A 20214-nucleotide genomic window follows, 5' to 3' on the forward strand; every position below is an offset into this window, starting at 1 on the left:
GTGGTGTGGGGGGGGGGGGGGGGGGGGGGGGGGGGGGGGGGGGGGGGGGGGGGGGGGGGGGGGGGTCCGGGGGGCGTCGGGGGGGGGGGGGGGGGGCCCACCCCCCCCCCCCCCCCCCCGCTCCCTACCGCGCCCCGGGCTCGGCCGCCCGCGCCCGGTTCGCCAGGATCCTGATGGAGACCAGGGCGATGACCGCGAGTCCGATGATGTACGCCGACACCGCCATCGACGTCCCCGTCGCCTCCAGCAGCAGCACCATCATGAACGGCGCGAGACCGCCGCCGAACACCGCCGCGATCTGGTAGCCGAGCGACGCTCCCGTGTACCGCATCTCGGCCGTGAACAGTTCGGCGAACAGCGCCGCCTGCGGCCCGTACATGATGCTGAGGAAGCAGCTCGTCACGAACGTGCCGACCGCCAGCCACAGCAGCGATTTCGTGTCGATGAGCAGGAACATCGGAACCGCCCACACCAGCAGCCCCACCGCCCCCAGCGCGTAGATCCGCAGCCGCCCGATGCGGTCGGAGAGCGCCGCCGAGGCCGGGATCAGCGCGAGCTGCGTGAGGCTGACGCACAGGGAGACCGCGAGGACCGCGCCGCGTTCCATGTCCAGCTCGCGGGTCGCGTAGTCCAGGACCCCGGTGATGATGATGTAGAAGGTCGCGGTGTTGACCGCGAACGACCCGCCGGCCAGGAAGACCGTGCCGAGGTGCTTGGTCAGGACCGTGCGCAGCGGAGAGCGCGCCGCGCCCTTCTCCCGCTCCGCCAGCGCGCGCTCGGCCTCGCGGAAGGCCGGCGTCTCCTCGACCCGCGTGTGGATGTACCAGGCCAGGACGAGCACCAGTACGCCGACGAAGAACGGCACCCGCCAGCCCCACGACGTGAACGCGCTCTCGCTGGTCGTGGCGCCCGCGACGAGGAAGACGGTGTTCGCGGTGACGACGCCGATGGGCACGCCGAGCTGCACCAGGCTGCCGTACAGGCCCCGCTTGCCCTCGGGGGCGTACTCCGTGGCCATCAGCATCGCGCCGCCCCACTGGGCGCCGACGGCGATCCCCTGCAGGACGCGGAGCAGGACGAGCAGGACGGGCGCCGCGATCCCGATCGTCTCGTACGTGGGCAGGAGGCCGATTCCGGTCGTGGCCAGGCCCATCAGGGTCAGGGCCATGACCAGCATCGGCTTGCGGCCGCGCTGGTCGCCCAGGTGCCCGGCGATGATCCCGCCGACGGGACGGGCGAGGAAGCCGACGGCGAACGTCGCGAAGGCGGCGAGCACGCCGGCCGACGAACTGCCGGAGGGGAAGTAGAGGTCGCCGAGGACCAGCGCCGCCGCGATGCCGAAGACGAAGTAGTCGTACCACTCGACGGCGGAGGCGAGGGCCGCGGCGGTGGCCACCTTGCGGCGGTTGCGGTCGGCAGGCGCGGCTGCCGTGATGTCCGTGAGCGGGGAGGACGCGGTGTCCATGAGGTGCACACTCCGGTGGGTGCGGGGACGGGACAGGGGGTGGCGTCGTGATGTGCCGGGACCGTACCGACCGGGCGGTACGGAGGTCAACGGGTGCGGCACAGGCACTTCACACCGACCCCGGCCGGCCGAGCCGGGAATGCGCCCGGGCAGCACGAGAACCCCGGCCGCGCGGGGGCGGCCGGGGTGCCGGGGCGGGCGATACGTCCTAGAAGACGACCAGCGCGCGGCCGCCCTTGCCCGCGATCATGTTGTCGAAGGCGGCCGGAATGCCGTCGAGGTCGATCCTTTCGGTGACCATGCCGCCGAGGTCCAGGCGCCCGGCCCGGATGTGCTCGGCCAGCACGGGCAGGTCGCGCTCCGGGTCGGAGTTCCCGTACACGCAGCCTGTGAGCGTGCGGCCGAAGTGGAAGAGCTCCAGGGCGTTGAAGGTGACCTGCTGGTCCTTGCCGCCGATGCCGACGACCGTGGTGCGCCCGCCGCGGCGGGTGGAGTCCCAGGCCGTGCGGATGGTGACGGCCCGGCCGACGCACTCGATCGCGACGTCCGCCCCCTGTCCGCCGATGAGCTTGCGGATCTCCCTGGCGGTGGTCTCGGACGCGACGACGAAGTCGGTGGCTCCGGCGGCCCGCGCCAGTTCCTCCTTCTCCGGCGAGACGTCGACCGCGACGATCCGTCCCGCTCCCGCGATCCGGGCCGACTGGAGGACGGCGAGTCCGACCCCGCCGACTCCGAACACCGCGACCGACTCCCCCGCGCGGACCCGCGCGCTGTGGTGGACGGCGCCGTACCCGGTGAGGATCGCGCAGCCGAGCAGGGCCGCGTCGGTCAGCGGAATGCCGTCGGGGACCGGCAGGACGCAGTGGGCGGCGACGACGGTCTCCTCGGCGAACGCCGCGACGTTCAGGCCGGGATGGAGGTCGGTGCCGTCGGCGGTACGGGCGTAGGTGTCGCCGGCGCCGGACAGGGCGTTGGCGCACAGCCACACCTCGCCGATGCCGCAGTGGTGGCAGTCGCCGCACGAGGGCGCCCAGTTGAGGACGACCCGGTCGCCGGGGGCGACGTGCGTGACGCCCTCGCCCACCTCGACGACCGTGCCGGCGCCCTCGTGACCGAGCACGGCGGGCACGGGCACACGCATGGTGCCGTTGGACAGGGAGAGGTCGGAGTGGCAGACCCCGGCGGCGGCGAGGCGGACCCTCACCCGGCCGGGGCCGGTCGGTGGGAGCTCGATGTCGGTGATCTCCAGCGGAGCACCGACGGCGGACAGGACAGCGGCGCGGACGCGGGCCATGGTGTGCGGCTCCCGGCTCAGAACTGGAGGGACTTGGTCTGGAGGTATTCGGAGAGGCCGTGCGACCCCAGTTCCCGCCCGACGCCCGACTGCTTGTAGCCGCCGAAGGGGGCGAGGGGGTTGAACCGGCCGCCGTTGATGTCGACCTGTCCGGTGTCCATGCGGCGGGCGAAGGCCACGGCCTCCGCGTCGTCCGCCGCCCAGACCGCGCCGGCCAGGCCGTAGACGGTGCCGTTGGCGATGCGCAGCGCCTCCTCCTCGTCGGCGTACTTCAGGAGGGAGACGACCGGGCCGAAGATCTCCTCCTGGGCGATGGTCATGTCCGGGGTGACGTCCGCGAAGACGGTCGGCGCGACGTAGTAGCCCTGGTCGAGCGGGGCCTCGGGGCCGCCCGCGACGAGGCGTGCGCCCTCCTCCACGCCCTTCTCGATGTAGCCGCGCACGCGCGCCTGCTGCTTGGCGTTGACCAGCGGACCGACCCGCTCGCCGACGGTGTACTTCGCCACGGCGGCGACGGCCGCCGCCACCGCCTCCTCGTACTGGTCCTCGTGGACCAGCATCCGGGTCCACGCGCTGCACGTCTGACCCGAGTTGCCCATGACGTTGGCGATGCCGACGTTGACGGCCTTCGCCAGGTCCGCGCTCGGCAGGATGACGTTGGCCGACTTGCCGCCCAGCTCCAGCGCGACGCGCTTGACGGCCGCGCCCGCCGTGGCGCCGATCCGCCTGCCCACGGCCGTGGACCCGGTGAAGGACACCAGGTCCACGCCCTCGTGCTCGGCCAGCGCCTGCCCGGCGACCGGGCCGAGGCCGGTGACGAGGTTGAAGACGCCGGCGGGCACCCCGGCCTCGTCCACGGCCTCGGCGAACAGCTGAGCGGTCAGCGGGGTGTCCTCGGCGGGCTTGAGCACGACCGTGCAGCCCGCCGCAAGCGCCGGGGCCACCTTGGCCACGATCTGGTGCAGCGGGTAGTTCCACGGCGTGATCGCCCCGACGACCCCCACCGGCTCCAGGAGCACGGTGGAGTTCCCCACCTTCTCCTCGAAGGGGTACGTCGCGGCCAGCTCGGCGTACGAACCGGCGACCAGGACCGGCACCCCGGCGTGCACCGCCTGGGAGAACCCGAGCGGCGCGCCCAGCTCGGCGGTGACCGTCTCGGCGATCTCGTCCTTGCGGGCCACCAGGACGTCACGCAGCGCCGCGATCCTGGCGGCGCGCTCGGCCGGCGGGGTGGCGGCCCAGCCGGGGAAGGCGTCGCGCGCGGCCCGTACCGCCGTGTCGACGTCCTCGGCGGTGCCGGCCGGCACGTGGCCGATGACCTGCTCGTCGGCCGGGTTCACGACGGCGATCGTGTCCTGGCCGGCGGCGGGCCGCCACTGGCCGCCGATGTACATCGCGTCATGGGCCTTCATCGCACATCCTCCAGATGCCAAGCTGCGTGAGCGTCCGCATCCAAACTAGCGCTGTTAGTTTTTGGGCGCCAGGGCCGAAGGAAACCTACTGCGCCCGCCAGAGGGCCGGGACGTTCGGCGGCTCCCAGCCGGTCCGCGCGCTGTGTGCCTGGAGGCAGGCGTACGCGCGGCCTCCGTACGCGGCCCGCTCGCCCGCCCGGTAGGCGACGCCCGCCCTCCAGGCGCCGGCCGGCGGATCGGTCGGGTCGCCCGGCCCGGGAGACTGCGGCACGTCGAGTACGAAGTCGAAGCTCGCCTCGCGCGCCGGACCACTGGCCCGGACCGTCATCAGCAGCGCGGGGTCGAAGATCGCGTCGGTGGCGTTGCGCGGCTCGCCCGGGAAGTACAGCTGCGTCGTCAGCACGGGCCGGCCGGGCGCCTGCACCTTGACGTGGAGGTGACGCGTGCGCCCCGGATAGAGCCCCGGCACGACGGTGGTGAGGGAGAACGCTCCCCGGGCGTCGGTGAACTGGTGGCCCCGGAACCGGAAGCCGGTGTTGTCGTACGCCCCGTTGGTGTCCGCCTGCCAGAAGTCCAGCAGCGCGTTCGCGACCGGCAGGCACGCCGCGCCGAAGACGAAACCGGTGACGGTCAGCCGCACGCCCGGGGTGGTCGCGTCGGCCAGCGAGGTGCGCCGGGGCGAGTTCGGCTTGAAGTACGGCCCCTCCATCTGCGCGGGGGTCGGGTCGTCCCCGTCGTCGCAGGCCGGGGTGAAGGCGGGTAACCCGCCGTCCTCGCGCACGGTCCGCGCGAGCGCCGGTGCGCCGACCATGGCCACCGGCACGGAGGCGCCCGCGGCGAGGGCGGCCTTGAGCACGGTCTTGCGGCTGAGGTGGTCACCGGCGTGCCCGGGGGTGCGGCTGTCACGTTCCATGAGGGCTCTCCTCGTACTGGGGTCGGGATCGGGGGTGCGATCCGAAGCTACGCAGGAGGCCCGGGAGGGTCGATGGACGGAATGCGGTAGTCGTGGTGCGAAGCGTCGCTGCCCCGCCGGAACTCGCTCGGGCTCAGGCCCGTCTCCCGCCGGAAGTAGCGGCAGAAGTACGCCGGGTCCAGGAACCCGACCTCTCCCGCCACCTGCCGTACGGTCAGGTCGGTCAGCGCGAGCAGCCGCTTCGCCTCGTGGGTCCGGGTCTGGCGGACGAGCTGCCCGGGCGTACGGCCGGTCGCCTGCTTGACGACCTCGTTGAGGTACCCGACGGTCACCCCCATCCGCGCGGCCAGCGACCGCACCGACCGGACACCGGACGCCGGACCGGCGAGCAGCCGTACGAACTCCCTGGCGACCGCGCCCGCCCGGCGCGGACTGCCGGGTTCCGCGCCGGCGGGCCCGGACAGCCGGGCGGCGCGAAGGATCAGTACGTGCAGCAGGGCCCGCAGCACGGCGGGGAACCGCGGGCGTCCGAGGGCGTATTCGCGCCGCATGTCCGCGACCAGCGGCGTGAAGTCGGCCGTGTCGGCGGCGGAGAGACTCAGCCACGGCCGTTCCCCGAGCTCGCGCAGGGCGTCGCGGTCACCGGGGTGGTCGAGCAGGAAGTCGTCGGTGAAGAGGATGACCTCGCCCTGGAGGTCCGCCACGTCCTCCCAGTAGTGGATCTGTCCGGGCACGACGAAGCACAGGTGCGGAGGGCGCAGTTCCCACCGGGAGAGGTCGATCACGTGGGCGCCCGTCCCGCCGGTGACGTGCACGATCTCGTAGAACGTGTGCCGGTGCGGAAAGCCGGCCCGCGAGAGCGGCCCGATGGTGTCGAAGGACCCGATGGCGAACGGCAGGAGGTGGGGCGCGGGCACCTCCAGCCGGTGCATCGGCACGGGCCCGTCCATCAGCCTCGCGCGGCGGCGAGTCCGCGGAACCGGGTCCAGGCGCGGGGCGGGAGCGCGAGGACGGGGCCGGACGTGTCCTTGGAGTCGCGGACGCGGACGGTGTGAGGGGAGGTTGCCACCTCTACGCAGTCATCGCCCTGGGTGCCGCTGTAGCTGGACTTGTGCCAGGAGAGGGCTGCCTCGACGCAGTTGTCGCCCTCCGTCCCGCTGTAACTGCTCTTGAACCAAGCGAGTTCGGTGCTCATAACGCTCCTCGCAATCGCTCCAGCAGACCCCTGGTGCCTTTGGGAGAGAGGACCTGCGAGCGCAGTGTCGCATACCGCCGTAGGAGCACGGCGACCCTTCCGGGTCGGCAATCAGCCGGCCGTTCTCCTGCCCTTCCGAGTAGGCGAGCCGCTGGCCGTCCGGCGTCTCCAGGAGCTGCACAGGCCCGTCCGAGCAGGCATGGAAGAGGTCACCGACGCCCGCGCCGGACACCGTCCGCCCGCGTCAACGCCCCATGCCCCGCCTCCTGACGCGGAGGCGGGGCGAGGGTTGCTGCTCGTCGAGGCACTGGCCGAGACCTGGGGGGTCGTCGACCGGCAGGTGGGCAAGACCGTGTGGGCGACGCTCCGGGCGGCGGTGGGGACCGTCAGACGAAGTTCAAGCCCGTGAGGTGGGCGAAGACGACGACGTTGGAGGCGTACCCCTTCTTCTTGTCGAAGGTTCCTCCGCAGGTCAGCACGCGCAGCTCGGGGCGGCCGGACTTGTTGCCGTACACCTCGGCGTCGGGGAATGCCTCCTTCTTGTACGTCTTCACCGAGTCCACGGTGAACACCGCGATGCGGTGGTCCGCGCGGACGACGTGGATGACGTCACCGGGTTTGAGGGCGTTGAGGTTGAGGAAGATGGCCGGCCCGGTCCGGGTGTCCCGGTGCCCGACGAGAAGGGAGGTTCCCGTCTCTCCCGGGGTCACTCCGTCGCGGTACCAGCCGACCAGGCGCGGATTGTCGACCTGCGGGGCGGCCAGGTGGCCCTGCGGTTCGAGTCCGAGGCCGACGACGGGCGCCTCGATGGTGAGGGCGGGCACGGCCACGCTCACCGGCGGCGAGTACGGCAGCGGCGGATGCCCGGAGGCGGCGGCCGGCTTGGGGACCGGCTTCACCGCCGGGGGCGGAGGTGGAGCCGGCCGGGGCGCCGCCGGATTCGTCACCGGAGGGGACGCCGACGGTGACGGAACCGCCGGCTTCGCCACCGTCGGCCGGGGCGCCGCTGACGTCGGCGCCCCCGGCTTCGACGCCGCCGTGGACGGCGCCGCCGGCGTCGGCACTGCCGGGGACGGCACCGCCGGGGACGGCTCGGGCGCCGGGTTCTTGGCGGCCGTGTCGTGCGCGGCGGTGTCGTGAGCGGCGGTGACGACCGGCGCGTCCGGAGGTGATTCGCCGCACCCCCGGACGACACCGGTCATCAACGTCACCGTCGCGGTCGCCGTCATCGCCAGGCGTAGGCCCCGGCTCGGTCCGCGCCGGCGGCGGGAGCGGGTGTTACGCGGCGCCATTGGCGCGGCGGCGTGCCCGACGTACGAACATCAGCCCGGCCACTCCCGCGGCGCCCGCGACCAGGGCGGGCGCCATGACCGACGAACCGTCGTCGGTCTCGGTGCCCGTACCCGTGCCGGTGCCGGTGCCGATGTCCGCGGCCCCGCCGCCGCCCGCGGGGACGGCGCCGCGCGGCGCGGGCTTGTTGTCCTGCTTCTTCGCGCAGTTGACCTTGAAGATCTTCTGCTTCGGGACGCCGCCCGGGAACGTCCAGCTGAGCTGGTAGTGACCGTCCGGGAGCGAGTAGTCCGCGGTGTTGCCCTTGCCGTTCATGAGGACGAGGCCCCCCGACAGGATGGGCTCGACGGGCGTCTTCGGCTGCGGCGGGGTGACGGTCCAGTTGACCAGCTTCACTCCTTCGAAGTTGGACGCCGCCATGTTGAACGTGCAGACCTCGTAGTGGTCGTTGGTGTCGGCGGCGCGGGTTCCGGCCTTGTGGATCTTGATGTCTCCGCTGTCGCCCTCCACGGCGAGGGCGGCCGGCGCGCCCCACAGGGACACCCCTGCGAGGGCCAGTGCGGCGAGAGCGGCCATGCCCGAACGGGCACCGTGGGAGCGAAGAGATGTCGAGGTGGTCATGCGGGGCTCCTTCAAGCCGAGATGATTGTCGTACTGATCACTCGATCGCCTGATTAGATGTCACATATCGGGCGCGAAGAAGCCTAGAAACGCTGAGAAATCGTCAGATATGACCTGACTGGCGGACAGCCGGTGTCTGCCGACCGGGGGAGGAAGGCCCTCCCGCGCCGGTCCGGCCGGCCCCGCCCGTACCGTCGCCCCCGCCGTTCGCGGCGCGTCCGCCCCGCACCGCCAGCCCCGCCGCCCCCAGCAGGAGCGCGCCGAGCATCAGAAAGGGGGCCGCCGTGCCCGCGATGCCGGCCACCAGGCCCGCCGAGGCGGGCGCGGCGACCTGGCCGAGGCGGTTTCCGGTCAGGCGCAGGGCCAGTGCCGTCGAGCGCGCCTGGGGCGGCGACGCCTGGACCACCGTCGTCATCGACAGCGGCTGGCCCACGCCCAGGCAGAAGCCGAGCAGGACCAGCATCGCCGCCAGCGCCCACACCGGAACGGGAAGCGCGATGCCCGCGCACAGCAGTGCGCCCAGCACGCACGTGACGGTCATCAGCGCGGTGCGGCCGAGCAGCCGGATCATCGGCGTCATCACCAGCCGGCAGGCGATCGTCGCCGCGGCCCGCAGGCTGAGCAGCAGGCCGACGACGGAAGGGGCGATCCCCCGGTGTTCACCGACGACCGGCAGGTACGCCGTCAGGACGTCGGTGGCGGAGAGCACCGCGAGGCTGATGAAGATCCCGCCCGGCACACCCCGCGTGCGCAGGATCCGGTGGACGGGGACCCTGGCCGCGCCCTTCCGGCGCGCCGTCCCCCGCGCGCGGTGCTCGATCCGCCAGAGCGAGGTGAACGACACCGCCGCGACGCCCGCCGAGACCACCAGCGCGACGGCGCTCGTACGGGCCATGGCGCCGTCCTGGCCGGAGACCAGCAGGCCCGCGGCGACCGGCCCGACGAGCTGGCCGACCGACGCCCCGATGGTGAAGTGGCCGAAGTTGCGGTCCTGTTCGGCCGGGGCCGACTGGCGGGCGACGATCGACTGGGCGCCGATGACGAAGCACAGGTGCCCGAGTCCCATGACCCCGCTCCAGGCCGCCATCGCCGGGAGGGAGTCCGCCGTACCGCTGAGGGCGCACCCGCCGGAGATCAGGACGACGCCGAAGGGCAGCAGGGGTGCGCACCGCCCGTGGTCCGTCCTGCGCCCCAGCGGTACGGCGGCGAACAGGGGAAGCAGCGCGTAGACGCCCGCGATCACACCGACCGCGCGCTCGTCCGCGCCCAGGGCGAGGGCGCGGTACGAGACGGCCGGGCGGGCCATCGACACGGCGGCCTGCGCGAAGCCGAAGGCTATGACCAGCCGCAGCAACCAGCCCCTGTCACGCATCAGATGATGCCGAAGAGGATTCCGGCGCCGAGCACGACCAGCGAGGTGAGCGCCGCCCACTTGACGGTGAACCGGGTGTGGTCGCCGAACTCCACCTTGGCCATGCCGACCAGGACGTACACGGCGGGCACGAGCGGGCTCGACATGTGCAGCGCCTGGCCGACGAGCGAGGCGCGGGCGATCTCCAGCGACGAGACGCCGTGCGCCGCGCCCGCTTCCGCCAGCACGGGCAGGACGCCGAAGTAGAAGCCGTCGTTCGACATGAAGTACGTCAGCGGGAGGCTCAGCAGGCCCGTGACGAGGGCCATGTGGGGGCCCATGGCGTCGGGGATGGTGCCGACGAGCCAGTCGGCCATGTGCTCGACCATGCCGGTGCCGGTGAGGACGCCGGTGAAGACGGCGGCGGCGAAGACCATGCCGGCGACGTTGAGGACGTTGTCGGCGTGGGCGGCGACGCGGGCCTTCTGGTCGGCCATGTTCGGGTAGTTGACCGTGAGGGCGAGGGCGGCGCCGATGAGGAAGAGCACCGGGATCGGCAGCAGCTCCGTGATCATGGCGGTGAGCAGCACGACGGTGAGCCCGGCGTTAAACCAGTACAGCTTGGGGCGCAGGGTGGCGCGGTTCGGGTCGAGCCCCTGGAAGCCCTCGCCGTCCGCGGCGTACGCCGGTCCGCCGTCCGCGTCGCCGCCACCGGCGCCCGCGCCGCCGCGGATCTCCCCGCCGCCGGCGGTGACCAGAACCTCGGCCTCCGCCTCGACCGCCTCGTCGAGCGCGAGGTGGCCGAGCCGCTTGCGCTCCCGGCGGCCCAGCACGTAGGCGAGGACGAAGACGAAGAGCAGCCCGACGGCGAGCGCCGGGATCATGGGCACGAAGATGTCCGCCGCGTCGAGCTTCAGCGCGGTGGCGGCGCGGGCGGTGGGGCCGCCCCAGGGCAGCGTGTTCATCACGCCGTTGGCGGTGGCGGCGACGCCGGTCATCACGACCAGGCTCATGCCGAGCCGCTTGTAGAGCGGGTACATCGCCGAGACCGTGATCATGAAGGTGGTCGAGCCGTCGCCGTCGAGCGAGACGATCGCGGCGAGCACGGCCGTGCCCACCACGATCCGCAGCGGATCCGCCTTGCAGAAGCGCAGGATGCCCCGCACGATCGGGTCGAAGAGACCCACGTCGATCATGACGCCGAAGTACACGATGGCGAACATCAGCATCGCCGCGGTGGGCGCGAGGTTTCCGACGCCTTCGAGGACGTAGTCGCCGAGCTTGGCGCCCTGTCCCACCAGCACGCAGAAGAGTGCGGGTATCAGCACGAGCGCCGCGATCGGCGACATCTTCTTCATCATGATCAGGACCAGGAAGGTCGCGATCATGACGAATCCGAGGATGGTCAGCATTTGGGGTCCCTAACGTTCGCCCTTGAACTCCCACCAGGCCAGGCGGTTCGATGACGTTAGGTCGCCCCGCGACGCGTTAACAAGATGTCGACGCGCGAGCAATAAGCGCAAAACCCCAGGTCACGATATGGGTGTCACCTCGACGGCGAATCCGTTGAGCACTGCCGTGCCGGACAGCGGGTCGAGCCGGCTGCCGTCGAGCAGCTGGTTGACGTTGACGCCCGGAGTGCCCGCGGCGACCGCCATCCGTACGCCCTTCCGGTCGTGCCCCCAGCCGTGCGGCAGGCTCACCACTCCGGTGCGCACGGCGTCCGTGACCTCGACGGGGGCCACCACTTCGCCGCCCTCGGCGCGGATCCGGGCGTCCGCTCCGTCGGTGAGGCCGAGCCGCGCCGCGTCGTCCGGGTGGACCTGGAGCGTGCAGCGGTTGGTGCCACCGGTCAGCGACGGGATGTTGTGCATCCAGCTGTTGTTGGAGCGCAGGTGACGGCGGCCGACCAGCACGAGCGCCGCCGGTCGTTCGTCCAGCGCGCGCCGCAGCCGGGGCAGGTCGTCCGCGACGGGCCGCGGCAGCAGTTCGATCCTCCCGCTGCGGGTCTTGAGGACCTGCGGGAGGCGGGGCCGCAGCGGGCCGAGGTCGACGCCGTGCGGGTTGGCCAGCAGGTCCTCCAGCACCAGGTCGTACGGGCCGAGGCGCAGCATCATGTCGAGCCGCCTCTGCGGTCCGCTCGCCCCGGTCAGCCCGGCGGCGATCCGTGCGGGGTCACCGCCGTGGACGGGCGAGTGCGGGGTGGCGACGGCCTTGGCGAGGGCGCGCTCGATGACGAGGTCGTCGACCGCCGAGGGGTCCGCGCCGTGCATGCCGCCGGCCGCGAGGATCAGCCGGGCGTGGATCTCGCTCTCGTCCATGCGCCCGTCCTCCAGGGGCACGGCGGCCGGGGTGAACCGCGCCTGGTTGTGCACGGCGAAGGCGTTGAACGCGAAGTCGAAGTGCGCGCTCCGCGACGGCGGCGGTGGCGGCAGGACCACGTCGGCGTGGCGTGAGGTCTCGTTGAGGTAGGGGTCGACGCTGACCATGAAGTCGAGGTGCTCGCTCAGGGCGCGGTCGAGGCGCAGCCCGTCGGGGGCGGAGAGCACGGGGTTGGCGGCGATGGCGACGAGCGCGCGCACCCGCCCCTCCCCCGGGGTGTCGATCTCCTCAGCGAGCGCGGCCAGCGGCAGTTCGCCCTTGGCCTCGGGGTGACCGCCCGCGCGGCTCTTCCACCGGCCGAGGTCGAACCCCTTGCCGGGCCCTGCGGGGCGGGGCGCGGGCGCGGTGGCGGAGAGCGGGAAGAGGGAGCCGCCGGGGCGGTCGAGGTTGCCGGTGAGGATGTTCAGTACGTCGACGAGCCAGTTGGCCAGGGTGCCGAACTCGACGGTGGAGCTGCCGACCCGGCCGTACACGGCGGCGGTGGGCGCGGCGGCGAGCCCCCGGGCCAGCAGCCGGATCTCGTCGGCGGGCACGTCGCAGGCGGCGGCCACGGCCTCCGGCGTGAAGTCCCGTACGGCTTCCCGCACTTCGTCCAGTCCGTCGAGGTGCTCCGCCAGGGCGCCCGGGTCGGCCAGCTTCTCCTCGAAGAGGACCTGCGCGAGCGCCGCCAGCAGCAGCGCGTCCGTCCCCGGCCTGATGGGGACGTGCCGGTCGGCGAGCTTCGCGGTGCGGGTGCGGCGCGGATCGACGACGACGAGCGTGCCGCCGCGCCGGCGCAGCGCCTTGAGCTTGCCGGGGAAGTCGGGGGCGGTGCACAGACTGCCGTTGGACTCCAGCGGGTTGGCGCCGAGGAGCAGCAGGTGGTCCGTACGGTCGAGGTCGGGCACCGCGATGGCGTGCGGGTCGCCGAAGAGCAGTCCGCTGGACACGTGCTTGGGCATCTGGTCGACGGTGCTGGCGGTGAAGAGGCTCCGGGTGCCCAGCGTGGACAGCAGAACGGGCGGATAGAGGGCGCCCGCCATGGTGTGGACGTTGGGGTTGCCGAGCACGACGCCGACGGAGTCGGGCCCGTACTCCTCGATCAGCGGCCGCATCCGGGCGGCGACGAGGTCGAACGCCTCGGCCCAGGTGGCGTCGCGCAGTGCGCCGTTCTCGCGGACGAGGGGCCCGGTCAGCCGGTCGGGGTCGGCGTCGACCTCCGCGAACGACGCGCCCTTGGGGCAGATGAACCCCCTGCTGAAGACGTCGTCGCGGTCACCCCGCGCGCCGGTGACCGTGGTGCCCTCGATGGTGAGGGTGAGACCGCAGGTGGCTTCGCAGAGGGGGCAGACACGCAGGGCGGTACGGGTGGCTTCGTCGTGACCGGGCACGGGCCCTCCAGGGCGGCGTCGACGGTGGCGCGTGGGCACCAGCGAGCATACCGACCGGTAGGCATGGTGGGGAGGGGTCCGGGGCCGCGGATCGCACGAGGTTCGCGCCGGGCCGCGGCGGCGACCGGCCGGAGGATCCGGTGCGGGGCGCGCGGCGTGTCCGCCCGGGCCGGTGACCGGCACGTGTCCGCCCGGCGGGCCGGTCACCGGCACCTGGGGCAGGTGGCCCGGCCCGTGCCGTGCTCAGTCGAGGATCCTGGCCAGGTAGGCGTGCAGCACCGCGCGGGTCTCGGTGATCAGGTCCGGGTCGCCGTCCGGGTCGACGCGGAAGGCGAGCTGGAGCAGCGCGTCGGCGGCCTCCACGGCGACCAGGACGGTGCGGCGCAGGTCCGGGTCCGGGGTGCGCCCCAGGTGGGCCGGCAGGAGGTCCGTGAGGCGGTCGATGACGCGGTAGTTGATGTCGGCGTCGGCCGCCCGGTCGCCGACGGGGATCTGGACGCCGAAGTCGACGAGGCGGAAGCCCGGGACGGTGCGCTTCATGGCGATGTACTCGTCGAGCACCGCGCCGACGGCGCCGCGCCAGTCCTCGGACGGCATGGTGGCGATCCGGTCGCTGATCCGCTGGGCGTACCGGTCGAGGTTGCGCTGGGCGAGGGCGTCGGCCATGGCGCGCTTGTTGCCGAAGAAGCGGTAGACCGACCCGATGGGCACGCCCGCGCGTGCGGCGACCGCCCGCGTGCTCAGCTGCTCGTAACCGATCTCGTCGAGGAGTTGGGCGCAGGCGTCCAGTATCCGGGCGAGCCGGTCGGCACTGCGCTGCTGCACGGGGGCTCGGCGGAGCGAGTTCGTTGAGGGCACGGACCCATGATGCCGACCCCGCCCCCCGGCGCGGCACCCGTTGACGGGCGGCCTCCTGAATCCTACTGTCAAGCATAGGATTCCTTCGGCACCCCGGGAGCGGACGATGAGCGGCATCGAGCAGGCGAGGAAAGCGGCTGAGGGACTGGCCCACTCCTCCGGCTTCGGCAATGAACACAGCTCGGAGGCCGTCCCCGGCGCCCTGCCGCACGGACGCAATTCACCCCAGCGCGCGCCGCTCGGGCTGTACGCCGAGCAGCTGAGCGGCTCGGCCTTCACGGAGCCCCGCGCCCACAACCGCCGGTCCTGGCTGTACCGGATCCGGCCCTCGGCCGCGCATCCCCCGTTCGTGCGCACCGACAACGGCGGCCTGCGCAGCGCGCCCTTCACCGAGACCGTCCCCGACCCGAACCGGCTGCGCTGGAACCCGCTGCCGGACCCCGCGCCCGGCACGGACTTCCTGGCCGGCCTGTGGACCGTCGGCGGCAACGGCGACGTCACCCAGCGCACCGGCATGGCCATCCACCTGTACTGCGCCAACGCCTCCATGACGGACCGCGTGTTCAGCGACTCCGACGGCGAACTGCTGATCGTCCCGGAGCGCGGCGGCCTGCTGCTGCGCACCGAGTTCGGCCTGCTGCGCTGCGAGCCCGGCCACATCGCGCTGATCCCGCGCGGTGTCCGCTTCCGTGTGGAGCTGCTCGACGAGAGCGCCCGCGGCTACGTCTGCGAGAACTACGGGCAGCCCTTCCAGCTCCCGGACCTCGGCCCCATCGGCGCCAACGGCCTCGCCAACGCCCGCGACTTCCTCGCGCCGGCGGCGGCGTACGAGGACGTCGAGGGCCCGGTGGAGGTCGTCAACAAGTTCTGCGGCAACCTCTGGTCGGCGACGTACGGCCACTCGCCGCTCGATGTGGTCGCCTGGCACGGCAACCACGTCCCGTACGTCTACGACCTGCGCCGCTTCAACGTCATGGGCTCGATCAGCTACGACCACCCGGACCCGTCGATCTTCACGGTCCTCACGTCACCGTCCGACACCCCGGGCCTCGCCGGTGTCGACTTCGTCGTCTTCGCGCCGCGCTGGCTGGTCGGCGAGGACACGTTCCGGCCGCCGTACTTCCACCGCAACGTGATGAGCGAGTACATGGGCCTCATCGAGGGCGCGTACGACGCCAAGGCCGAAGGCTTCGTCCCGGGCGGCGGCTCGCTGCACAACATGATGTCGGCGCACGGACCCGACCGCGAGACGTTCGACCGGGCGAGCGCCGCCGAGCTGAAGCCGCAGAAGATCGACGACGGCCTGGCCTTCATGTTCGAGACCCGCTGGCCGGTCACGGCGACCGCGCAGGCGGCTGCCGCCGACCATCTCCAGACGGCGTACGACGACGTGTGGCAGGGTCTGCAACGCCACTTCAGGTCGTAGTACCTACGGAGAAATGAAACCGTGACCGCATTCGCCCCCGACTCCCTGGTCCTGAACCGGAAGCTGCCGCTCTGGTACCAGGTGTCGCAGTCCCTGCGCGCTTCGATACTGGGACGCACGCCCGACGCGTCGCTGCGGCTGCCCACCGAGGAGCAGCTCGCCACGCATTACGGCGTGAGCGTCCTCACCATGCGCCAGGCCCTCAAGGAGCTGGAGGCCGAGGGCCTGATCAGCAGGCACCGGCGGCGCGGCACGTTCATCGAGCCGGGCGCCCGGCGCGGCGCGCCGCGCCGGCTGCTCGGCTCGATCGACGCCATCGTGGCCCAGCAGTCCGGCGAGCTGACGACGATCCTCGGGCACGGGCCCACGCCCGTGCCCGGCGAACTCGTCGAACACTTCCCGGACACGGACGAGGTCGTCACCTACCGGAGGCTGCGCCGCGACGGCGAGAGCGGCGAGCCGACCAACTGGGCGGAGAACGCGGTGCGGCCGGAGGTCGCCGCCGGTCTCGACCTCGCCGACCTCGAACGCTGGCCGATGACGAAGGTCCTGCGGGACGTGGTGGGCGTACGGATCAGCAAGATCACGGACACGGTCGAGGCGCGGCTCGCCGACCCGGAGACGGCGGATCTCCTCAAGGTCCCGCTGCTCAGCCCGATCCTGCACTACACGGGCGTGACGTACGACGGGGACGGCCGGGTGGTCGACGTCGCCCGCATCCGCTACCGGGGCGACCGCTTCTCCTTCTCGGTGACGGTGGACGCGCACTGACCGGCGTGCCGCCCGCCGTGGTTACGATGCCCGCATGATTGCCCGCACGCCCGCGACGCGGTCCGACGACCCGCTGCTCGGCGACCTCATGCCCTGGTCGGTGGCGCCCCTGCGGCTCGGGCGCGGCTGGGTGCTCGCCCCGGACCGGCGGACGCTGCGGGCCCGCTGGGAAGCGCTGGTACGGGCGGAGGGCGCCGGGCGGGAGGAGCTCTTCGGGGCCACCCGGGCGCGTACGACGCAGACCTCGGTCGCCGCGCTGCCGGGGCAGCGCACCGGCACCGGCCGCCTCGCGCGAGAGCGCGGCCCCTGCCCGGAGCCGGTGCGCGTCACGCACGGCCCCCTCGACGAGCAGTGGCTGATCCCCGACCACCGGCTGATCGACGCCGCCCGGCCGGAGCTGTGGCGGGTCGCCGACGACGCGCACCAGCTCTTCGCCGTCGAACCGGGCCAGGTGCCCCCGGCGGCGGGCCCGCCCGTGCTGGTCAGCGCGCTGCTGCCGGACGGCCGGTCCCCCGCCGGGCGCCCCGGCCGTATCCGCCCGCTGCACCGCCGTCCCGGCGGCCGGGAGCCGAACCTGGCTCCGGGCCTCCTGCCGCTGCTGAGCGAGCGGTACGGGCACGAGGTCGCCGCCGGCGACGTGCTGGCGTGGGCGGTCGCCGCGGCCGAGGGGTCGCCCGGGGGCGCGGTGGTTCCGCTGCCCGCCGGGCCGGAGATCTGGGCGGCGGGCGTGGAGCTGGGCCGGCGGATGACCGAGGTGCAGGTGCGGGGCGCGCGGGGCGGTGAGCGCCCCCGGCTGCCGGGAGGCCGCCGCCCGTACGTACGGTCCGCCGTGCCGGCGTGGCCTGCCGGACTGCGCTACGACGCCCAGGAGGAGGCCCTGTGCCTCGGCGAGGGCCGCATCTCCCCCGTGCCGGCGGCGGCCTGGGACTTCCGCGTGGGCGGGGTGCGGGTGCTGGAGACGTGGTTCGAGCGGCGTACGGCGCCCGGCGAGCCCGGCACCCTGGAGGCGATCCGTCCGTCGGCATGGCCGCAGGAGTGGACGTCCGACCTGCTCGAACTGATCACCGTCCTCGCGCTGCTCGCCGAGCTGGAGCCGGGCCGGGAACGACTGCGGGGCGGCGAGCGGATCACCCGGGCCGAACTGACCGGGGCGGGCGTACTGCCGGTCCCCGAGGCGGCGCGCCGCCCGGCCTCGGTCCTGGACCACCGGGAGGAAGGCCCCGAAGGCCAGTTCGCCCTGCTCTGACCCCGGCGACGGAGTCCTGCGGGCGGACCGCCGGGCCCGGCCGCTCTAAGCGAAGCTGTCCAGCACCCGCCCCAGCATCCGCTCGAACACCGCGTCGAGATCGATCGGCCCCGCGTCCTCGGCGAACGCCTGCGCCATCCGCGGGTAGTTGCCCGAGGCGATCTCGCGCTGGAGGTAGGCGATCCGCACCGCGTCCTCCTGTTCCTGCGACCACGGCAGCGAGCGGGCGCGCTCCGCCGTGGCGAGCTCGTTGGTGACGTAGGTCGTCACCATGCCGTTCACCATCGCCACCATCTCCAGCTTCGTGCCCTGCGGCACGTCCAGCCCCTCCAGGCAGCCGAGGCAGTACTCCAGGTACCGGAGCACGTTGGGGCTGAAGCCGTAGACCGGCGACATCAGGCCCGGCAGCCAGGGATGCCGGTGCATCAGGGCCCGCGCCCGGTGCGCCAACGCCAGCATGTCCGCGCGCCAGTCCCCCGACGGCTCCTGCGACAAGTCGTACTCACCGCTGACCGCGTCGACCATCAGCTCGTACAAGTCCTCCTTGCGAGGGACGTAGTTGTAGAGCGACATCGTTCCGCAGCCGAGCTCTGCGGCCACTCGGCGCATCGACACCGCGGCGAGACCGTCCGCGTCCGCGATCCGCACCGCCGCCGCCGCGATGTCGGCACGGCTGTACGCCGCCCTGGGCCCGCGGCCGGCCCGTTCGGAGCGGGCCCAGATCACCTCGGGTGCCGCGGAACGCCCGCCGACTGCCATGGATCATCACCTCGCCCACCATCCTAGTTACGTACAGCGTACGTAGTGCGGTACGGTGAGCCGCATGACAACTACGTACGCTGTACTTAGTGAAGGCGTGGAAAAGCGATTCGGTGACGTCCACGCCCTGCGGGGCCTCGACCTCGCCGTCGAGCGCGGCACGGTGTGCGGCATCCTCGGGCCGAACGGAGCCGGCAAGACCACCGCCGTCCGCGTCCTGACCACCCTCACCGTCCCCGACGCCGGCACCGCCACCGTCGCCGGCCACGACGTCCGCGACGACCCCGGCGCGGTACGCCGCGTCATCGGCGTCACCGGTCAGTCCGCGTCGGTGGACGGCGAGCTCTCCGGCCGCGAGAACCTGCGGCTCTTCGCCCGGCTGCTGCGCATCAGGGGTGCGGCGGGCCCCGCCCGCGCCGACGAACTGCTCGAGCGCTTCGAACTCACCGACGCCGCCCACCGGCCCGCCCGCACCTACTCGGGCGGCATGCGCCGCCGCCTGGACCTCGCGGCCAGCCTGCTCACCCGGCCCGAGGTGCTGTTTCTCGACGAGCCGACCACCGGGCTCGACCCGCACAGCCGCAACCAGATCTGGGACGCGGTACGCGACCTGGCACGCCGGGGCACGACCGTGCTGCTCACCACGCAGTACCTGGAGGAGGCGGACCGGCTCGCCGACGACATCGTGCTGATCGACCGGGGCCGGGCCTCCGTGACCGGCACCCCGGCCGAGCTGAAGGCCCGCATCGGCACGTACGCCGAAGTCGTCGTCGCCGACGGGTCCGCGATGCTGCCCGCAGCCGCTGTTCTGGACCAGCTCACCGGCACGGAACCGGTCCTGGACCACGAGCGGCGCACCGTGGGGGCCGTCACGACCGGCCCCGGTCTCACACTGCCCCGTCTCGTCCGTGAACTCGACGCGGCGGGCGTACCCGTCGTCGACGCCGGCCTGCGGCCGCCCACACTCGACGACGTCTTCCTCCGCCTCACCGACCGCCGCCCCGCCACCCTCGAGGAGCACGCCGCATGAGCACGATCGTGTACGACGGCAGCGCCATGCTGGGCCGCCATCTCCAGCGCATCAGGCACGCACCCGGCGTGCTGATCCTTATGCAGACCATGCCGATCACCATGCTGCTGTTCTTCGGCTACGTCTTCGGCAGCGCGCTCGCCGTGCCCGGCCAGGAGTACCGCGCCTTCCTGGTGCCGGGGCTGCTCGCCGCGACCGCCGCCAACGGCATCATGGCCGGCATGTTCCAGGCCGCCCAGGACTCCCACCGCGGCGTCATGGACCGCTTCCGCACGATGCCGGTGAGCCGGGCCGCGGTACCGCTCGGCCAGACCGCCGCCGACCTGCTGACGACAGCCGTGGGCATGGTGCCGCTGATGCTGGTGGGGCTGGCGGTCGGATGGCGCGTCGAGGGAGGCGCGCTCCGGGCTCTCGGCGCCTTCGGCCTCCTGGTCCTCTTCCGCTTCGCCACCGCCTGGGTCGGCTGTTACCTGGGCCTGCTCATCCACAACGAGGAGGCGGCCGGCCAGCTCGGCAGCGCCACCTTCGTCCTGCCGCTGCTCTCCAGTGCGTACATCCCCACGGACGGCCTGCCGGCCTGGCTGCGTACGGTCGCCGAGTGGAATCCGATCAGTGCCGTGGCCGGCGCGGTCCGCGCTCTGTGCGGGAACGCCGCACCGGCCGCGGACGCCGCCTGGCCCGTCGCCCATCCGGTGGCAGGGACCATCGCCTGGTCACTGGTGCTGCTGGCGGTCTTCGCGCCGCTCGCCGTCCGCAAGTACGGGAACGGCGGAAAGTGACCGGGTTCTACGCCAACCTGTCCGAGTGACTAAGGTGTGATGTACACGATAG

19 protein-coding genes and 1 pseudogene are annotated in these 20214 nt (G+C 72.9%); 6 read left to right on the forward strand and 14 right to left on the reverse strand.

Annotation, left to right across the window (positions count from 1 at the left end):
• Positions 1–124: 124 nt before the first annotated feature.
• The 8 genes and pseudogenes from AC07FK_RS21000 to AC07FK_RS21035 form a co-directional block, all read right to left on the reverse strand.
• The gene (locus AC07FK_RS21000; RefSeq protein ID WP_479106418.1) at positions 125–1465 is read right to left on the reverse strand and encodes an MFS transporter; all 1341 of its coding nucleotides are present in this window, start codon (positions 1463–1465) and stop codon (positions 125–127) included.
• 208 nt (positions 1466–1673) lie between these two features.
• A complete protein-coding gene (locus AC07FK_RS21005) occupies positions 1674–2759 on the reverse strand; it encodes a Zn-dependent alcohol dehydrogenase (RefSeq protein ID WP_479106419.1) in 1086 nt (361 codons plus the stop codon).
• A gap of 17 nt (positions 2760–2776) precedes the next feature.
• Entirely contained in the window at positions 2777–4171 is a 1395-nt protein-coding gene (locus AC07FK_RS21010) for an aldehyde dehydrogenase family protein (protein WP_479106420.1), read from the reverse strand.
• An 85-nt stretch (positions 4172–4256) separates the two neighbouring features.
• Positions 4257–5084 (reverse strand): dioxygenase family protein, encoded by an 828-nt coding sequence (locus AC07FK_RS21015; protein ID WP_479106421.1) that lies wholly within the window; start codon positions 5082–5084, stop codon positions 4257–4259.
• A gap of 47 nt (positions 5085–5131) precedes the next feature.
• Positions 5132–6016 (reverse strand): helix-turn-helix domain-containing protein, encoded by an 885-nt coding sequence (locus AC07FK_RS21020; RefSeq protein ID WP_479106519.1) that lies wholly within the window; start codon positions 6014–6016, stop codon positions 5132–5134.
• A 17-nt stretch (positions 6017–6033) separates the two neighbouring features.
• Positions 6034–6279, reverse strand: a complete 246-nt coding sequence (locus tag AC07FK_RS21025) for a DUF397 domain-containing protein (RefSeq protein ID WP_479106422.1) — start codon at positions 6277–6279, stop codon at positions 6034–6036.
• A pseudogene (locus tag AC07FK_RS21030) lies at positions 6276–6481 on the reverse strand (Scr1 family TA system antitoxin-like transcriptional regulator); the annotation flags it as partial. The pseudogene AC07FK_RS21030 and the gene AC07FK_RS21025, both read right to left, overlap by 4 nt.
• A 184-nt stretch (positions 6482–6665) precedes the next feature.
• Positions 6666–7178 carry a class F sortase gene (locus AC07FK_RS21035; protein WP_479106423.1) on the reverse strand — a complete coding sequence of 171 codons (513 nt, stop codon included), beginning with the start codon at positions 7176–7178 and terminating at the stop codon, positions 6666–6668.
• Here AC07FK_RS21035 and AC07FK_RS21040 point away from each other — a divergent pair.
• Positions 7162–7419 carry a hypothetical protein gene (locus AC07FK_RS21040; RefSeq protein WP_479106424.1) on the forward strand — a complete coding sequence of 86 codons (258 nt, stop codon included), beginning with the start codon at positions 7162–7164 and terminating at the stop codon, positions 7417–7419. The two genes, AC07FK_RS21035 and AC07FK_RS21040, sit on opposite strands and share 17 nt — an antisense overlap.
• 138 nt (positions 7420–7557) lie before the next feature.
• Here AC07FK_RS21040 and AC07FK_RS21045 read toward each other — a convergent pair whose 3' ends face one another.
• From AC07FK_RS21045 to AC07FK_RS21065, 5 genes are all read right to left on the reverse strand, one after another.
• The gene (locus AC07FK_RS21045) at positions 7558–8190 is read right to left on the reverse strand and encodes a hypothetical protein (RefSeq protein ID WP_479106425.1); all 633 of its coding nucleotides are present in this window, start codon (positions 8188–8190) and stop codon (positions 7558–7560) included.
• Between the two features lie 103 nt (positions 8191–8293).
• Complete coding sequence (locus AC07FK_RS21050; protein WP_479106426.1) at positions 8294–9562, reverse strand: MFS transporter; 1269 nt, start codon at positions 9560–9562, stop codon at positions 8294–8296.
• Positions 9562–10953, reverse strand: a complete 1392-nt coding sequence (locus AC07FK_RS21055) for a CitMHS family transporter (protein ID WP_479106427.1) — start codon at positions 10951–10953, stop codon at positions 9562–9564. The genes AC07FK_RS21050 and AC07FK_RS21055 overlap by 1 nt, the downstream gene beginning before the upstream one ends.
• A gap of 120 nt (positions 10954–11073) precedes the next feature.
• Positions 11074–13293 (reverse strand): molybdopterin oxidoreductase family protein, encoded by a 2220-nt coding sequence (locus tag AC07FK_RS21060; protein WP_479106428.1) that lies wholly within the window; start codon positions 13291–13293, stop codon positions 11074–11076.
• 243 nt (positions 13294–13536) lie between these two features.
• Entirely contained in the window at positions 13537–14151 is a 615-nt protein-coding gene (locus tag AC07FK_RS21065) for a TetR/AcrR family transcriptional regulator (RefSeq protein WP_479106429.1), read from the reverse strand.
• Between the two features lie 106 nt (positions 14152–14257).
• Here AC07FK_RS21065 and hmgA point away from each other — a divergent pair, with 106 nt between their 5' ends.
• From hmgA to AC07FK_RS21080, 3 genes are read left to right on the forward strand one after another with little or no spacing between them, the layout of a single operon-like run.
• Positions 14258–15577 carry a homogentisate 1,2-dioxygenase gene (gene hmgA, locus AC07FK_RS21070; RefSeq protein WP_479106430.1) on the forward strand — a complete coding sequence of 440 codons (1320 nt, stop codon included), beginning with the start codon at positions 14258–14260 and terminating at the stop codon, positions 15575–15577.
• 21 nt (positions 15578–15598) lie between these two features.
• Positions 15599–16348, forward strand: a complete 750-nt coding sequence (locus AC07FK_RS21075; RefSeq protein WP_479106431.1) for a GntR family transcriptional regulator — start codon at positions 15599–15601, stop codon at positions 16346–16348.
• Positions 16349–16382: 34 nt separating this feature from the next.
• A complete protein-coding gene (locus AC07FK_RS21080; RefSeq protein WP_479106432.1) occupies positions 16383–17594 on the forward strand; it encodes a type ISP restriction/modification enzyme in 1212 nt (403 codons plus the stop codon).
• A 45-nt stretch (positions 17595–17639) separates the two neighbouring features.
• Here the strand turns inward: AC07FK_RS21080 and AC07FK_RS21085 are convergent, their stop codons facing one another.
• Complete coding sequence (locus AC07FK_RS21085) at positions 17640–18353, reverse strand: TetR/AcrR family transcriptional regulator (protein ID WP_479106433.1); 714 nt, start codon at positions 18351–18353, stop codon at positions 17640–17642.
• A gap of 64 nt (positions 18354–18417) precedes the next feature.
• On the opposite strand from AC07FK_RS21085, the gene AC07FK_RS21090 reads away from it, so the two are divergent.
• Together AC07FK_RS21090 and AC07FK_RS21095 are read left to right on the forward strand one after the other, a co-directional pair.
• On the forward strand, positions 18418–19383 hold the full coding sequence (locus AC07FK_RS21090; protein ID WP_479106434.1) for an ATP-binding cassette domain-containing protein: 966 nt from the start codon (positions 18418–18420) through the stop codon (positions 19381–19383).
• Complete coding sequence (locus tag AC07FK_RS21095; protein WP_479106435.1) at positions 19380–20162, forward strand: ABC transporter permease; 783 nt, start codon at positions 19380–19382, stop codon at positions 20160–20162. Before AC07FK_RS21090 ends, AC07FK_RS21095 begins: the two co-directional genes overlap by 4 nt.
• Positions 20163–20214 lie beyond the last annotated feature (52 nt).

The sequence above is a fragment of the Streptomyces sp. NPDC046122 genome (assembly GCF_056429965.1).

Coding starts and splice junctions, on each gene's coding strand:
- AC07FK_RS21000 (WP_479106418.1), bottom strand. CDS start 1,465: ATGGACACCGCGTCCTCCCCGCTCACGGACATCACGGCAGCCGCGCCT.
- AC07FK_RS21005 (WP_479106419.1), bottom strand. CDS start 2,759: ATGGCCCGCGTCCGCGCCGCTGTCCTGTCCGCCGTCGGTGCTCCGCTG.
- AC07FK_RS21010 (WP_479106420.1), bottom strand. CDS start 4,171: ATGAAGGCCCATGACGCGATGTACATCGGCGGCCAGTGGCGGCCCGCC.
- AC07FK_RS21015 (WP_479106421.1), bottom strand. CDS start 5,084: ATGGAACGTGACAGCCGCACCCCCGGGCACGCCGGTGACCACCTCAGC.
- AC07FK_RS21020 (WP_479106519.1), bottom strand. CDS start 6,016: ATGCACCGGCTGGAGGTGCCCGCGCCCCACCTCCTGCCGTTCGCCATC.
- AC07FK_RS21025 (WP_479106422.1), bottom strand. CDS start 6,279: ATGAGCACCGAACTCGCTTGGTTCAAGAGCAGTTACAGCGGGACGGAG.
- AC07FK_RS21045 (WP_479106425.1), bottom strand. CDS start 8,190: ATGACCACCTCGACATCTCTTCGCTCCCACGGTGCCCGTTCGGGCATG.
- AC07FK_RS21050 (WP_479106426.1), bottom strand. CDS start 9,562: ATGCGTGACAGGGGCTGGTTGCTGCGGCTGGTCATAGCCTTCGGCTTC.
- AC07FK_RS21055 (WP_479106427.1), bottom strand. CDS start 10,953: ATGCTGACCATCCTCGGATTCGTCATGATCGCGACCTTCCTGGTCCTG.
- hmgA (WP_479106430.1), top strand. CDS start 14,258: ATGAGCGGCATCGAGCAGGCGAGGAAAGCGGCTGAGGGACTGGCCCAC.
- AC07FK_RS21080 (WP_479106432.1), top strand. CDS start 16,383: ATGATTGCCCGCACGCCCGCGACGCGGTCCGACGACCCGCTGCTCGGC.
- AC07FK_RS21085 (WP_479106433.1), bottom strand. CDS start 18,353: ATGGCAGTCGGCGGGCGTTCCGCGGCACCCGAGGTGATCTGGGCCCGC.
- AC07FK_RS21090 (WP_479106434.1), top strand. CDS start 18,418: ATGACAACTACGTACGCTGTACTTAGTGAAGGCGTGGAAAAGCGATTC.
- AC07FK_RS21095 (WP_479106435.1), top strand. CDS start 19,380: ATGAGCACGATCGTGTACGACGGCAGCGCCATGCTGGGCCGCCATCTC.